Origin of the sequence: Denitrificimonas caeni DSM 24390, assembly GCF_000421765.1 — a bacterium.
Taxonomy (GTDB): domain Bacteria; phylum Pseudomonadota; class Gammaproteobacteria; order Pseudomonadales; family Pseudomonadaceae; genus Denitrificimonas; species Denitrificimonas caeni.
Window position 1 is genome coordinate 144,516 of sequence record NZ_ATXQ01000001.1, and the last position, 15,857, is coordinate 160,372.

The following is a 15,857-nucleotide window of genomic DNA, read 5'->3' on the forward strand; positions in this document are numbered from 1 at the left end:
TTGCCGGCGGGAAATATTCCGTATGCATCGCTCTCGTACTTTCACACCATGGATACCGTCACTGCGCACATATCTGTCGCAAGACTCACAACATGCAACCACGGGAAGTACAGCAATGATAAAAAAACAATTACCCAGCTCTGCCAAACCCCTAGCCCTCGCCGTCAAGGGCTTAATCTTAGGCGCCACCTTACTGGGCTCAAGCTTGAGTTTTGCCTCATCAGTGACTTGGGAAGATATTGCCCAAGACCATTTGACCACCAGCAACGTCTTGCAATACGGCATGGGCACGAACGCACAGCGTTACAGCCCATTAACCAAAATTAACGAAGACAACGTGTTCAAGCTGACGCCGGCTTGGACCTACTCGTTTGGTGATGAAAAACAACGCGGCCAAGAGTCTCAAGCTGTGATTCATGACGGCATTATTTATGTTACGGGCTCTTACTCGCGGGTTTGGGCACTCGATGCAAAAACCGGCAAACGCCTGTGGAACTACAGCCACCGCTTGCCTGACGATATCCGCCCATGCTGTGACGTCGTCAACCGTGGCGTAGCTATCTTCGGCGATAAAGTGTTCTTCGGCACACTTGATGCGCGTGTTGTCGCACTCAACAAAGAAACCGGTAAAGTGGTTTGGAACAAGAAGTTTGGTGATCACGCTGCGGGTTACACCATGACCGGCGCACCGACCATGGCTAAAGATGCCAAAACAGGCAAAGTTCTGCTGATTCACGGCAGCTCCGGCGATGAGTTTGGCGTGGTCGGCAAACTGTTTGCCCGTGACCCCGACACCGGTGAAGAAGTGTGGATGCGTCCCTTTGTGGAAGGCCATATGGGCCGCCTCAACGGTAAAGACAGCACGCCGACCGGCGATGTCAAAGCACCGTCATGGCCAGATGATCCAAACCACCCAACTGGAAAAAAAGAAGCCTGGAGCCAAGGCGGTGGAGCACCATGGCAGAGCGCCAGCTTTGACGCGGAAACCAACACCATTATCGTTGGTGCCGGTAACCCAGCACCTTGGAACGGCTGGGAGCGTACCGCTGATGGTGGGGATCCTAAAGATTTCGACAGCCTTTACACCTCAGGCCAAGTCGGCGTTGATGCCACCACCGGTGAAGTGAAATGGTTCTACCAGCACACACCAAACGATGCCTGGGACTTCTCCGGTAACAACGAACTCGTGCTGTTTGATCACAAAGACAAAAACGGCAAGGTCACCAAAGCCACAGCGCACGCTGACCGTAACGGTTTCTTCTATGTCGTTGATCGCAACAACGGTAAGCTGAAAAATGCCTTCCCATTTGTTGACGGTATTACTTGGGCTTCACACATCGACTTAGAAACCGGTCGTCCAGTTGAAGGTAAAGGCCAGCGTCCAGAGAAACCACTACCAGGCGAGACGCGCGGTAAGTCAGTGGAAGTCTCTCCACCGTTCTTAGGCGGTAAAAACTGGAACCCAATGGCTTACAGCCAAGACACTGGTCTGTTCTATGTACCAGCGAACCACTGGAAAGAAGACTACTGGACTGAAGAAGTCTCCTACAAAAAAGGCTCGGCTTACTTAGGTCAAGGCTTCCGTATCAAGCGTCTGTTTGATGACCACGTCGGTATCTTACGTGCGATGGATCCAACCACCGGTAAAGTTGCTTGGGAACACAAAGAGAAATTACCCTTGTGGGCTGGCGTATTGGCCACCAAAGGTAACCTCGTGTTCACCGGTACCAGTGACGGTTACTTCAAAGCCTTTAACGCGAAAACCGGTAAAGAACTGTGGAAATTCCAAACCGGTAGTGGCGTGATTTCACCACCAGTAACATGGGAAATGGATGGTCAGCAGTATATCGGTGTGACCTCAGGTTACGGCGGCGCTGTACCACTGTGGGGCGGTGACATGGCGGAATTGACCAAACCTGTGGCACAGGGCGGTTCATTCTGGGTGTTCAAATTGCCCGAGTGGGACAACAAGTAATAGCGCTTAGTCTATTCATTTAACACTCACCGCTGCTGTGCTGGCATAGCAGCGGTTTTCCTGAGGAACTCGATATGCAACGCCATCTTTTAACTGCTTTAGCGCTGGTGATCAGCACCGGCGTTTGCGCCAATCAAGACGATGTCCCAACAATCAATGGCTGTAAGCTTGAACCCGCCAGTAACTGTGCTGGCATGGATTTGCGTAATGCCGATCTCAGCAATATGAATTTGAAAAAAATCAACTTCGACAAAGCCAACTTATCCGGTGCCAACTTACGTCACACGCAATTGGATCTGGCCACCCTCAATCAAGCCAACTTAACCGGTGCTAACCTGACTCGTGCCAGCTTGCAACAAGCTAGCTTACGCGGCGCTAACTTGAGCAACACTAAACTGATTGCAATCACTGGCTGGGCGTTAATGGCGCAAGGCGCAAAAGGTAAAAACACTGATTTTAGCGGGGCTAATTTAGATTTCGCGCGTTTCTCTGGCGCTGATTTACAAAGCGCTAACTTTAATGCAGCTAACTTAGAAATGGCCTGGCTGAACAAAAGCGATTTGCGTAAAGCCACGTTTATTGATGCCAATATGCAAGAGTCTAAACTCAGCGAAGCCAATATGGCCAAAGCTAATATGACCGGCGCACGCCGGCACTATGCAACTTTTTTAGGAACCTTCATGGAAGGCTGTACAGGATGTCCGCTTGATTGGTAAACAACACATCGCGCACAGCTAATAGCGGTTATTCCTTCAGCTATTAGCTGGCTTCACCAATACGCAACACCCCGGTATCAATGGCTAGATGCACTAATTCAACATGTGAAGTGACTTGTAACTTATGCTTGAGTAACGTCATGTAATTGGACACGGTTTTATTACTGATACACAGCGTCTTGGAAATTTTCTGAGTGGGCAATCCACGCGACAACATCACAAAGACTTCCATTTCTCTAGGGGTCATGCTTTGTAAACGCGGATCGATAGCACCCTGAGTGTATTTTTGACTGGCGAGTTGGGTGGCCAGTCCCTGCTCAATATACATCTGCCCAGCTAAGGTACGGCGCACCGCCTCAACCAAAACATCCGGCGCAGAACTCTTAGTGATATAACCCGTAGCTCCTGCATCTAAGGCCTGTCGAACCAAAGACAACTCATCATGCATACTAAAAAACAACACCGGCAATTGTGGTAAACGCTGGCGTAAACGTCGACAGGTTTCTAAGCCACTGATACCCGGCAAGCCAATATCCAGCACCACTAAATGCGGGCCTAACAAGGGCACCGCTGACAATGCCTCTTCGCCACTGCCTGCTTCATCGACCTGCACTTCAGGCAGCAAGGCTTTGAGCAAACTGGCATAGCCTTGACGCACCACAGCATGATCATCCACCAATAAGATTTTCATTATTACTCTCCGACCATTGGTAGATAAAGATAAATGCTCCAACCACGCTTGCTGCGCGCTTGAATATGCAACTGAGCCGCCAAGGTTCGAGCGCGCTCGGCCATCGAGCGCAAACCCAGACCTTGATGCGGCACCGCGCAGCCACTGCCATTATCACGCAGCAACAGACGCACAGCGCCAGCCTTATATTGCATCCAAATCTGCACCTCAGTCGCCTGCGCATGCCGGCTGACATTGGTTAAGGCTTCTTGCAGAAAACGGTACAACTGATTTTTTTGTGCCACTGTTAACAGCGGCAGCGTATTGAAAACATGCAACCGGCATTGACCGCCATGGCTTTGTTGCCAGTGCTCTTGCAGGTGCTCCAACATTTGCGCGACGCTCAGGTGATCGAGCATGGCCGGATACAAATCACGCACCAAACAGCGAAAACCGGTTTGTAATTGTTGGCCATGTTCTTCTAATACCTGTGCCACTGACAACACGGTCTGCGGCTGCTCGCGCACAACTTGCAGCAACTTAATTTGTGCGCGCATGCCCGCCACATACTGACCTAAATCATCATGCAGGGTCTGCCCCAGGCGGCTGCGCTCAGTATCTTGTAAATTTAATAGCGCTCTGGTCAGCTGACTATTTTCTGCTTGAGCGGACTGCAAAGCTGCAGCCATTTTATTAAATTGCTCGGCTAACTGTTCTGCTTCACGCAGCGGATAGGTTTGCAAACGAACGGCTAACTGCCCTTCACCAATCTGCTGTAACGCCAACAACACGTCATCCAAAACTAAAAGGCCGCGACGTACTGCCCAGCGAATGGCCAGCAAGCTCATAATCAGTGCTAAAGCAAAAACGCCCAGCAACTGCACGATCGAGTCTTGCGCTTCTTCGACTTCATCTTGCGGATCAATGGCCAACAACAAAGCGCGGCCATCAGACAAGGCAATCCGATGCAAAGGTGCCGGTTGTGGGTATAAAAACTGAGTTAAGCGATCATGTGTCTGTGTTGCATTTAAGGTGCTACTTTCTCCGGCCGCTACCAACTCCAGTCGCACATGCCTTAGATACCCTTCTAAGCGAACAAATCGTTCTGGATCATTTGGCGCGGCTTCGGCCAGATAATCCACCAACACCTGTGCAGCGCCTAACTCACGCTGCACATCGGCTTCCGCTTGACGCAATAACACCACTAAACAAACACTGACTACTGCAGCAAAGAATAGCGTCACATAAACATTAATGCGCCATAACGTCGACATTTGCCTGCTCCCAGCGCGCTATAGATTACTTAACAATAAACTCGCCTTGCATGCCTTTACTCTCAAGACCTTTGCAGAAGTAGGAATAGCGACCCGGCTTAATCGGTACAAAGAACATTTCAGCTTGGCCAGCGTCCTCAAATTCAAGCTCAGTCAACATAACGGCTTTGACTTCAATGCCACCGGCTTCAACTTTGCGTAAATAAATGGACTGCATAAACTGTGGCGCTTGGAAGGCACATTCTTTTTGCCCGTTAGAAATAATCTTCAAACGGTAAGAGCCACCGGTTTCTAACTGATAACTTTTTTCCGTGAAACTGTAATCGCTTTGCTCAGAACCCATCACTAGATCTGGTAGACGTTGAGGCTTGGTGGTCAAATCCCCAGCAGCTTGAACCCTATCCAGTCCAATCATGCCTGACACCAACACTACTGCTAACGTTGTCGCTTTTAAAAAACTCATAGTCTGTCTTCCTAGTTATTTTTATGACAAGACCATGCTAATCAGAGCGCAATCCAAACAATCTCCTACCTTGGTACTGCCTAGTTGGTACTTTCTGCATATTCCTTTCGCGACAGACTGTTCCTATGCTGGTTTTTAATTAGCGAGGACATCTTTACTATGCGCACTTTAATATTTCTAATCAGCCTAGCCTTTACTTCGGCCAGTTACGCGACAACCAAGACCACAACAAATCTTGAGGTTGCGATTGGCTATTTAGCCTACCAGCCGGCAGCGCGTCCTTTGTTGTCGAATGTTATTCCAGAGCCGACGGATACAGGTTTACGCGGCGCTGAATTAGCCCTCGTGGATAACAACAGCACCGGGCGCTTTCTCAAGCAACACTACAGCTTAAGCACTGATATCTCGGCTAGCGCTGAAACATTATTGGCAGCTGCTCTCGAACAGCATGCCGCGGGAACCCGCCTGTTTGTGGTTAATGCACCGCAGTCAGTATTACGCCAACTGGCCACGCAATTGCCGGACAGTTTGCTGTTTAACGCGGGCAGCGCCGACGATGAATTACGCCAAGCCGCCTGCTTAAGCAATGTTCTGCATACCTTGCCCAGTGACGCCATGCTGACTGACGCGCTGGCACAATTTATGGCGTTGCGCCAATGGCAGCGCTGGCTGTTAATTGTTGGCCAAGCCCCTGAAGACATAGCTTATGCGAATGCCCTACGACGCTCCGCTAAGCGCTTTGGCCTCAAAATAATCGCGGAAAAAACCTGGGACTTCAGCAGCGATCAACGCCGCTCTGCCAGCGCCGAAATGCCGCTGTTTACTCAAAGTAAAGAATACGACGTAGTGGTGGTGGCCGATAAAGCCGGTGATTTTGGTGAATACTTGCCCTACAACACTTGGCTGCCACGTCCGGTAATCGGCACCCAAGGTTTAACCCCAGTGGGTTGGCACAAAACCATTGAAACCTACGGTGCAGCGCAGCTGCAAAAACGCTTTGAAAAACACGCTGATCGTTGGATGAATAGTGTCGATTTTGCCGCTTGGATTGCCGTACGCAGCATTGCTTCAGCAGTAACTAAACTGGGACACGTTGATCCTGCCGCGATACGCCAATTGGCACTCAGTGATCAATTACCCATCGATGGTTTTAAAGGTCGCAAACTAAGCTTCCGTCCTTGGAGCGGGCAATTACGCCAGCCCATTGCCTTAGTTCATCCGCGCTCACTGGTCAGCACCTCACCACAAGAGGGCTACTTGCACCCACACAATGAAATGGACAGTTTAGGTTTCGACAAAGCAGAAACCACTTGCCACTTAAGCGACAAAGCCCTGTGACAACAACGCCTACGGCCTGTTTCGCCGGTTAATTATTGATAACAAGAAGGACACACTATGCGCCGTTTATTGCCTTTATCTGCCCTCATGCTGATCTGCCACACCAGCTTGGCCGCCACTGCTTATGTTTCTAACGAGAAAGACAACACGATCAGCGTGATTGATCTGGCCACGCAAACCGTGACGGATACCCTTGAAGTCGGCATGCGCCCACGCGGACTGCTGCTCTCGCATGACAACAAGCTGTTGTACATCTGCGCCAGCGACTCGGATCGCGTGCAAGTGATGGATCTCAGCAATCACAGCATTATTAAAGAGCTGGCTTCAGGCGATGACCCTGAACAATTTGCCTTACACCCCAACAATAAATGGCTCTACATCTCCAACGAAGACGACGCATTGGTCACTGTGGTCGATGTCGACAGCAATATTGTCATGGCCCAAATTGATGTCGGTGTGGAGCCGGAAGGTATGGCCGTCAGTCCTGATGGCAAATGGGCAGTCAATACCAGCGAAACCACCAATATGCTGCATTGGATTGACACGGCCAGCAATGAACTTGTGCATAACACGCTGGTGGATCAACGCCCACGTCATGTCGAGTTCAGTAATGACAGCAAACGCCTCTGGGCCAGCGCGGAAATCGGCGGCACGGTGACCATCATCGATGTCGACCAACGTGAAATTTTGAAAACCATGACCTTCGAAATCAAAGGTGTGCATCCTGACAAAATCCAACCTGTCGGTATCAAGCTGACTGACGATGGCCGTTACGCTTTCGTCGCGCTGGGTCCAGCCAATCATATTGCCGTGGTTGATGCTAAGACTTGGGAGATTTTAGATTACTTACTGGTCGGTCGCCGTGTTTGGCATATGGCCTTCACCCCAGATCAAAAAACTCTGATTTCCACCAACGGTGTGAGTGGTGATGTGTCACTGGTTGATATCGACAGCCTCAAAGTCACCAAGTCAATTAAAGTTGGTCGTTACCCTTGGGGTGTTGTGGTGACACCATGAATGCCCTGGAAGTCAGGGATGTCAGTTTTTCCTATGGTGCTCGCCAAGTGTTGCATGGGCTTAATTTCACCTGTCCAAAAGGCCGTCTAACAGCTTTACTCGGACCTAATGCTGCGGGCAAAAGCACACTGATTTCCTTGCTCACCTGCCTCTATCCTATCCAACAGGGGCAGATCAAAGTCAGTGGCCATGATCTTAATCGCGCGCCGCGCTCAGCCTTACGCGAACTGGGCGTAGTCTTTCAGCAAAGCACGCTAGACTTGGATCTCACCGTTGAGCAAAACTTGCGTTACCATGCAGCCCTGCATGGTTTCTCACCCTCTGACGCTAAAGGAAGAGTTAATGACGAGCTGGCTCGTCAGCAACTCAGTGATCGACGGCACGATAAAGTGCGTCTTCTTAACGGCGGCCATCGCCGCCGTGTTGAGATAGCTCGCGCGCTATTGCACAACCCACGCTTATTGCTACTCGATGAAGCCAGCGTAGGCCTGGATCCCGCCAGCCGGCAAGCATTGCAGGCGCATTTGCGCAGTCTGTGCGCAGAGCGCGATATTGCTGTGTTGTCCACTACCCACTTACTGGATGAAATCGCACCTGAAGACCATGTGCTAATTCTCAATCAAGGTGCTTTAGTGGCTAACGGCAGCATTGAAGCAATCCAAGCCCAATATCAGCAGCAATCCTTAGCTCTTATTTTTCAACAGTTGACGAAAAAGGAGCCAAAATGAAAGCCTATTGGTATTGCCTGTCGGGTATTTTTTTTCGTGAATGGCTGAGATTCTGGCAACAACGCACCCGCCTGCTCAGCGCTTTAGTCCGACCTTTATTGTGGCTGATTGTGTTTGCCGCTGGCTTTCGTGCGGCGCTGGGCATCGCCATTATTGCCCCCTACGACACTTACATCACCTACGAAACCTACATTGTGCCGGGACTGGCCTGCATGATTTTATTATTTAACGGCATGCAGAGTTCGCTCAGCATGGTCTACGACCGCGAAATGGGCAGCATGCGCATCCTTCTCACTAGCCCTCAACCGCGTAGCTTTTTACTGATTTGCAAATTAATGGCCAGCGCCTCTATTTCCATCATTCAAGTTTATATTTTCTTAGCGATCACCTGGTTTTATGGCGTACAACCACCCTTACTTGGCCTGTTAGTAGCATTACCAGCATTGTTGATGGTGGCACTAATGCTCGGTGCTATCGGTTTACTGCTCTCTAATGGCATTCGCCAGTTAGAAAACTTCGCAGGGGTGATGAACTTTGTGATTTTCCCTTTATTTTTCTTATCCTCGGCGTTGTACCCGTTATGGAAAATGCAAGAAGCCAGTCTATGGTTGTATTGGATTTGTGCACTCAACCCATTTAGCTACGGTGTCGAGCTGGTTCGGTATGCGTTGTATTTACAATTTAATCCTTTGGCTTTAATAGTTTGTGCGACGACTACGGTAGTGTGTTTGTCCGCGGCAGTATTGACCTTTAGCCCTAAGCGAAGCGCTCTGCGCAGAGCACCCGGAAAGTAAATACCGACATAAAAGCAGTACTTTAGTAGCGGCCCAAGCAGCACATTGTAGCATTCCCAAAGACTGCTGCTTTGCATCTAATGAAGTTAACAACTGCGAGAAATAATCATGTTGAAAACAGTATTGACTGCCCTAGCTTTAACATTACTGCCATTGGGCGTAATCACTAGCCATGCTCAAGAAAGTCATTTATTTACTGAAGATGGCTATAGAAGCACGCTGTATCGCAGCCCGACACCGCAGTCGCATGAGCATGCACAAACACTTTCACCTCAAGAATTAAACACTTTGCAGGAGAAAAACCCAAAGTTACTGTTAGTGGATGTCTACCGCAACCCATGGTTACGCGGCCAGTTCACTCTACAAGAAGAGCATACTAATCTGCCTAATAGTTTATGGTTAGCCAATTGCGGTGACGGCGTACTCTCAGAGCAATGGTTGGACTACTGTAAACAACATCTTGAGCAAGCAACTGCAAACGATAAAACCCACCCCATCGTATTTTACTGCCGCTCAGACTGCTGGTTGGGTTGGAATGCAGTCAAGCGCGCGAACGCCTTTGGTTATAACAACCTATACTGGTTACGTGACGGCACGGATGGTTGGGAACAAGCTCATTTACCTTTAGAACAAGCACAACCTGCACCCTTTCGCTAACCTTGCGCTTTGCATACAAAAACGAGGTCACTGACCATGTACAACATATTAATTGCTGACGATCACCCGCTGTTTCGCGAGGCGATTTGTAACGTGATTCGTTCAGGTTTTCCTGACTGCACTATCATCGAAACCGCAGACCTAGACAGCACCTTACTGCTCGCCTGTGAACACGACGATCTTGATTTAATTTTACTAGATCTCAATATGCCAGGCATGAGCGGACTCAACGGCCTTATGAGCTTACGCAATGAAGCGCCCACCATCCCCGTGGTTATTGTCTCTGCAGAACAAGATAAACATATTGTTTTACAAGCCATTACCTATGGCGCGGTTGGTTTTATCACCAAATCTACACCTCGCGAGCAAATGACCGCAGCCATCGAGCAAGTGTTAAACGGGCATGTTTACTTGCCGGCTGACATCATCCGTTCCGAACAAGCCAACACGCGGCGTACACCGCGCGAAGCGACTATCTCTCCAGAATTATTGCAGGCACTGACACGTAAACAATTACAAGTGCTCGAGCGTATGGCTAAAGGCGAAGCGAATAAACAAATTGCTTATAATTTGGACATTGCTGAGACCACAGTTAAAGCGCATGTCTCGGCTATTTTAAGAAAGCTCAACGTTCATAACCGTGTGCAAGCCATTCTGTCCGTCGGTGACATTGATTTCTCTACTTACCTTCGCCGCTAACGGCCTCTAACCGCCCGCGCTGCGGTCATTTTGCAAGCAGCTTGTGAGCTAACTTGTTTTTATTCTTTAGGCCGGCAGAGCTAGTGCAACGCAACGCAACAATTCTTGCTTGCCATGTATTTGTCGGACTAAAGCGAGGGGCACACAAAGGTTATTGTGCACAGATCTTAGCGCTCGTTATCCAGCAAATGATTCATCGCGGTTTTCAAACGCATTGGCTTGACTGGTTTGTGCATCAAAGTATGGCCTAACTCGCGCATTTTTTGCTTCAGCTCATTGCTATAGTTGGCCGTAATCATCAGTGTCGGGATGGGTGTTTGTCGTTGCTGATTGATATTAACCACGACATCAACACCGTTAACGTCATTATCCAAATGATAATCAACGATCAGTAAATCAACAGCAGAGCAAAAACCGCCGACTTGTTCTGCTAAATCGTCCTCAGACAGGCCTGTTTGTACCTCACAACCCCATCCTTCGAGCAATGCTCGCATCGCTACACAAATAGCCAGATCATTATCCAGCACCCACACCCGTGCACCTCTCAGGCGATCTAAGTGATATGTCGATGATTCAATCTCAGGCGTTGCCCGCAACTCGTCTTTACGCGCTAATGGCACTGCAACAGAAAACACCGAGCCTTTGCTTGGCTGCGATGAGACCTGGATTGGGTGGTCTAAAATACGGGTGATTTTGTCAACAATTGCCAAACCTAAACCTAAACCTCGATCTTGCTTTAAGCGCTGTACATCACCACGCTTAAACTCTTGAAATATTTCTTCTTTTTTATCTTCTGCAATACCAATACCGGTATCCCACACCTCAATGGATACATGCCCTGCATGGCGACGACAGCCCAGCAGCACACGACCATTTTCGGTATAACGAATCGCATTGCTTAACAAATTACGTAAGATGCGCGCCAGCAAGTGAATATCACTTTTAATCAGCACCGAACTGGGCACAAAATCTAACCTAAGCCCTACACTTTTAGCCAACTGCTGATACTCAATCGCTAAGTTGTTTAACAACTCATGGGCTGCAAAAGCGGATACATCAGCTTTAATAACTCCAGCATCGAGCTTAGAAATATCAACCAAGGTGCCTAATAGATTTTCGACATCCTCCAGTGAGTTACTGATATTTTTGACCAAAGTGTTACGGTCAGGTGAGTCCGGACGCTCTGATAATGAGCCGGTAAATAAGCGCGCAGCATTTAATGGCTGGAGCAGATCATGACTGACTGCGGCTAAAAACTTAGTTTTCGATAAGTTGGCTTCTTCAGCTTCGCGCTTAGCATCACGCAGACGTACTTCTATTTGTTTGCGTACTTCAATTTCCGAAACCAGTTTGCAATTGAGCTGTGTCAACTCTGCCGTACGCTCACGCACTCGCTCTTCAAGGTTTTGATATGCTTGATGCAATGCTTCTGCGGTTTGTCGACGCTCGGTAATGTCTCGTACTAAAACGAAAATACCAGAAATCTCACCATTACTTTGTCGATTAGGCACATAAGAGCGCTGCATAAAACGAGGCTTACCCAACACACTCGATTCAGCCACATCAAAAGTTAAACTTTCACCTTTTAATGATCGATTAATATAAGGTTCCAGACGCATAAAGTGCTCATCGCTATGCGCCTCACGCAAGCTGCGCCCTAAAATGCTACCGCGAGGCCAGCGATACCATTCTTCATATACCTTGTTAGTAAATTCATAAGTGAAGTCATTCTTCACATAGGCGATCATCGCCGGTACGTGGTCGGTAATTAACCGTATCCAGTTTTCACTTTTACGCAAAGCTTCGGCATGTTGATAACGCTCGGTAATATCGGTAAACGTATTAACAAAACCGCCCAAGGGTAATGGGTGCGTGCGAATTTCGACCATTCGCCCATCCGCTAAACGCTGTTCTTTTTGCAGTAAAGGCGCGCCGTCTTCTCCCAGGCTTTGCGGGGTCAGTAACGTTGCACAACTGTTGTTCATCACGTCAGCAAAAGCTAGATTGGCCTCAATGGGTTGTAAATCACATAGCTCTAAAAAACGATGATTCCACAACTCGAGAAGCCCATCTGCGTTAACCATAGCAACGCCTTGCGACAAGTTATCCACCGTTTTTTGCAGCAAATGGGTTTTTTGCGCTAAAGCTTGCTCGCGACGCTGCGCTTCAATGTGTTTAAGCTCGGTAATGTCTGTATACAAAATAACCAATCCACCTTCTTGCGTTGGTCGTTCGGTCACTTGTAACCAACGCCCAGTGCGTAAGCGGTACAAGACCCGCTGGCGACCGCTGCGCTGTTTTTCTACAACGAGTCCGGTTTCATGAATAACGTTTCTAACTTCACTCAAATAGGTGCCAACATCCATACGATAGGCACTTTTTTCCCAGAACTTTTTAAAATGACGATTAAATAAAACGATACGATGATCGTTATCAAACAGCACAAAACCATCACTGATGCTTTCAATTGCATCAATCAGATGTTGATGCGCAACTTCTGCCTTTTGCCGCGCATCACTGAGTAGTATGTTGCTGTTTTTCAAATCAGCCATGGTTTGATTCAGCGCATCAGTACGCTCACGTACTTGTTCAGCCAAAATCACAGAGTGACGAAAAGCTGCATAGGCGTCTGAGCTTTGTGATGTACCTGACTCGACACGCTCCACCAAAGCGTTATTAATGCGTCGCAGCTTGTTATTTTCCTGCTGCAGCGCCTGTATTTGTGCAACAAGTTCAGCGTTAGGCATATTTTGGTCGTCCAATGGCTACACCGGTGAACGTTTGATTAATGTGCATGCCATTACACTGTTCGCCGTAAGTGTTAAAACCAACCACATGTTGCTTGCGCAGCACCTCTTCGATCGCGGCCTGACCGCCTTTACTATCAATTTCTAAGCGACGTAAAAAACAATCACAACCGATCGTGATCAATAACTCACCCAAGCGCTGATTGAGCCCTTGAAACAGTTGATTGACGTTCTCAAGCAAGGAGGTGGTATTCATTGCGGTCAGCACAATGCCATTTTCCACCGCACAATAAAAAGTCAGACTTTGATCAGGATTCGTCTGTTGAATTGCTCGTGGGTAGTAGTTCTCACTGATTTTGACTGCCAGTGGATGACTCGCAAACAGATGCATATCCAGTTCATCCAAGCGACAACCAATCAGCCGCGCATACTCTTTGGCTGCGGGCTCTGCATTGAACTCGAGTACCCGCCGTGAGTCGCTATCAACTTTGGTCACCACAAGCTTTTCACTGGAGGGCTGTAAATGGTGAGTGGTAAAGACTTCAAAATCTAAATGGGTATTAATTAACACCACCACTGCCGCGCCATTATGAAACTGCCCGTCATAATACACATGGGTGTGGGTTAAATGATTGTCATCGCCAGCAGAGCCACCAAAGTGCGGAATACTGCCTAATGCCGCACTGAGCGCGGCCAAAACCACTTCTTCTCGACTGGAAAGACCATCCAACAAAGTTAAGGCAAAGCTGTGATCTTTAATCGGCGCTAAGGAGTTACCACGGCAATCACTGATGAGATTCTCAACCAACTCTTGGGCGTCATATAAACTGAAACGCTCCATTTCATCAATTAACACACTGGCGATAGAAAAGTGTCGATGATCAAAGCCAATCGCGCTAATACAGCCTCGCGCATAGCCTTCAGAAGTTATTTCACCAGCGCTCGTACAACCTACCAGCGGCACACCAAAAAACTCTGCTTCTAAGGCTTTAGATAAGGCTGGCAAGTCATATTCAGCTGAACAGAAAAACAAGACAAAGCCTAAGTCAGAACAAAGCAGCTGTTGTGCTAAATCCTGAGCTGCTGCTTCAGCTTGTTTGGCAAACGAAAACGCTGTCGTAATACCCTCATTATCAAATGAGATTTTTTTTAGACCCATAAATCACCCACCTAGTATGTGTCTATTTTAAAAGCATCCAGCAAGAAGCACATGCGCCTTCAGTCGCGAGCAGTACCTACTAAAGTAGCGATCACAAAAAAGCCAGAAGGCATCAGCACTTCTGGCTTGGACTCATAGCTGCATTATTACCAAGTCAAAACCGCACCAACCGCAAAGGTATTGGTGTCTTCATTGACTAAGCTATTGCCTTTATGGCCATCAATTTCAAACTGATTGTATTCAGCAACTAACTTTAAGTTGTCATTGATATCACGGAACAAGGCAATACCACGTGTTTCATAATCCGCACCGGTTGCCACAGCACCGTTACCATCATCTTTGGTTTTGCCATAACTTAATGCCAAACGGTTTTTACCAAAGCGGTAGGAGCCCTGCGCTAAATAGCCTTTACTGTCGATATCACGCAAGGTTGCGTTGCCAGCGTTATTGGTAAAGAAAGGATTAATACCTTTCGCGGTAAAACCTGAACCGCTGACGGTAAAGTTACCCATCTTCGCTTGTACGCCGTAGCCTAAACCTTTAGAGGTGACATCTTTCACTGTGCTGTCAGTATTTTCAGAAGTTTGATAGCCACCGTTGATCCATGAGTAAATTTCTGCGCCGGCCACATCAAACTGATAGGTCACTTCAGACTCAAAACGTGGATTTTTCTGATAAGCCTTACCCATTGCACTGTTATCGTTCGTATCCACTGGATCCATCACACCAACGGCAACACGCACACCACTCATAACAGGCGAACGATAAGTGATCTGTGAGGTTGGGAATGGATATGGATAACCACTGCCGATATTACCGAAAGAAACACCGCCACCATCGACTAAGCCTAAGGTGTCGCTGACTTGACCATAACCCGCTAGCAACTCATCGAGTAGAATATTAGAGCGCGCAAATAATCCAAAATCCTTACCGATCAGCACTTCACCCCACTCACCAGCAGCGGTACCGTAAAACTGACGCACATCGATATCGGTCCCTGTACCGTTATCATCACTGTCATTAATGGTGACCCAAAACGAAGCACGAGCCCCTAACTGCAATCCATCGATTTTTTTACCCATATTGAAACCAATATAGTTGGGTAAAAAACCCATTTTAATGCGCGACTGACGACGGTCAAACTGATCACCAGCCCGATCAACATCACTGTTCACATAAAACGCGTTGACATAACCATCGGTTGAAAAAGTAGTGTCGTCTTTATCATAAAGAACGATTTCAGCTAAAGCAGGACTGCTTGCTGCTGCAATAGCGCCAGCAAGGGCTAAAGGCATAAAAATATGTTTGGCAGTTTTGTTGTTATACATAGTCTTCTCCACAGAAATGGAACAACTGACCTATCAGTCGCTTCAGTGTCGATTATTAGAAGCTATGCACCTGACTCATACGCCGCTTTAGTGCGAAGTCAACAATACTTACTAACACACACCTTAAATATCAATAATCAGAACCCATAGTAGACATCCTAAAGATGTACAAAAACTAGAAATTTAATAATACTCAAAGCATCACTACAGCAGGCTGAAGTTTAATAAATCGACTTAAGAAGCAATCCAACAGAAGCATGCAATCCCGCACAAATAAAATTATTCCAATGCA

14 protein-coding genes are annotated in these 15,857 nt (G+C 47.9%); 8 read left to right on the plus strand and 6 right to left on the minus strand.

What is annotated here, in order from left to right:
- Window positions 1–115 precede the first annotated feature (115 nt).
- Together exaA and H591_RS0100645 are read left to right on the plus strand one after the other, a co-directional pair.
- The gene (gene exaA / locus H591_RS0100640) at window positions 116–1,975 is read left to right on the plus strand and encodes a quinoprotein ethanol dehydrogenase (protein ID WP_022965009.1); all 1,860 of its coding nucleotides are present in this window, start codon (window positions 116–118) and stop codon (window positions 1,973–1,975) included.
- Between the two features lie 74 nt (window positions 1,976–2,049).
- Complete coding sequence (locus H591_RS0100645) at window positions 2,050–2,691, plus strand: pentapeptide repeat-containing protein (protein ID WP_022965010.1); 642 nt, start codon at window positions 2,050–2,052, stop codon at window positions 2,689–2,691.
- Window positions 2,692–2,734: 43 nt separating this feature from the next.
- On the opposite strand, the gene H591_RS0100650 is transcribed toward H591_RS0100645, so the two are convergent.
- Genes H591_RS0100650 through H591_RS0100660 form a run of 3 tightly spaced genes read right to left on the minus strand, consistent with a single transcriptional unit; the run spans window position 2,735 to window position 5,098 of the window.
- On the minus strand, window positions 2,735–3,382 hold the full coding sequence (locus H591_RS0100650) for a response regulator transcription factor (RefSeq protein WP_022965011.1): 648 nt from the start codon (window positions 3,380–3,382) through the stop codon (window positions 2,735–2,737).
- 2 nt (window positions 3,383–3,384) lie between these two features.
- Window positions 3,385–4,635, minus strand: a complete 1,251-nt coding sequence (locus H591_RS0100655; RefSeq protein ID WP_022965012.1) for a sensor histidine kinase — start codon at window positions 4,633–4,635, stop codon at window positions 3,385–3,387.
- 25 nt (window positions 4,636–4,660) lie between these two features.
- Window positions 4,661–5,098 carry a cupredoxin domain-containing protein gene (locus H591_RS0100660; RefSeq protein ID WP_022965013.1) on the minus strand — a complete coding sequence of 146 codons (438 nt, stop codon included), beginning with the start codon at window positions 5,096–5,098 and terminating at the stop codon, window positions 4,661–4,663.
- A 159-nt stretch (window positions 5,099–5,257) separates the two neighbouring features.
- Between H591_RS0100660 and H591_RS0100665 the strand changes: the two genes are divergently transcribed.
- The 6 genes from H591_RS0100665 (at window position 5,258) to H591_RS0100690 (ending at window position 10,331) form a co-directional block, all read left to right on the plus strand.
- Window positions 5,258–6,436: an ABC transporter substrate-binding protein gene (locus H591_RS0100665; RefSeq protein WP_022965014.1), complete on the plus strand. Its 1,179-nt coding sequence runs from the start codon at window positions 5,258–5,260 to the stop codon at window positions 6,434–6,436.
- Window positions 6,437–6,493: 57 nt separating this feature from the next.
- Entirely contained in the window at window positions 6,494–7,453 is a 960-nt protein-coding gene (locus tag H591_RS0100670; protein ID WP_022965015.1) for a YVTN family beta-propeller repeat protein, read from the plus strand.
- Window positions 7,450–8,181, plus strand: coding sequence for an ATP-binding cassette domain-containing protein (locus H591_RS0100675; protein WP_022965016.1), 732 nt, complete (start codon window positions 7,450–7,452; stop codon window positions 8,179–8,181). Before H591_RS0100670 ends, H591_RS0100675 begins: the two co-directional genes overlap by 4 nt.
- On the plus strand, window positions 8,178–8,975 hold the full coding sequence (locus tag H591_RS0100680; protein WP_022965017.1) for an ABC transporter permease: 798 nt from the start codon (window positions 8,178–8,180) through the stop codon (window positions 8,973–8,975). Before H591_RS0100675 ends, H591_RS0100680 begins: the two co-directional genes overlap by 4 nt.
- A gap of 108 nt (window positions 8,976–9,083) precedes the next feature.
- Window positions 9,084–9,632, plus strand: a complete 549-nt coding sequence (locus H591_RS0100685) for a rhodanese-like domain-containing protein (RefSeq protein WP_022965018.1) — start codon at window positions 9,084–9,086, stop codon at window positions 9,630–9,632.
- 36 nt (window positions 9,633–9,668) lie between these two features.
- Window positions 9,669–10,331 carry a response regulator gene (locus H591_RS0100690; protein WP_022965019.1) on the plus strand — a complete coding sequence of 221 codons (663 nt, stop codon included), beginning with the start codon at window positions 9,669–9,671 and terminating at the stop codon, window positions 10,329–10,331.
- 167 nt (window positions 10,332–10,498) lie between these two features.
- Here H591_RS0100690 and H591_RS0100695 read toward each other — a convergent pair whose 3' ends face one another.
- From H591_RS0100695 to H591_RS0100705, 3 genes are all read right to left on the minus strand, one after another.
- Complete coding sequence (locus tag H591_RS0100695; protein ID WP_022965020.1) at window positions 10,499–13,078, minus strand: hybrid sensor histidine kinase/response regulator; 2,580 nt, start codon at window positions 13,076–13,078, stop codon at window positions 10,499–10,501.
- Window positions 13,071–14,237: a nitric oxide-sensing protein NosP gene (nosP, locus tag H591_RS0100700; protein WP_022965021.1), complete on the minus strand. Its 1,167-nt coding sequence runs from the start codon at window positions 14,235–14,237 to the stop codon at window positions 13,071–13,073. Before nosP ends, H591_RS0100695 begins: the two co-directional genes overlap by 8 nt.
- A 146-nt stretch (window positions 14,238–14,383) precedes the next feature.
- Window positions 14,384–15,532 carry a porin gene (locus tag H591_RS0100705; protein WP_408605525.1) on the minus strand — a complete coding sequence of 383 codons (1,149 nt, stop codon included), beginning with the start codon at window positions 15,530–15,532 and terminating at the stop codon, window positions 14,384–14,386.
- Window positions 15,533–15,857 lie beyond the last annotated feature (325 nt).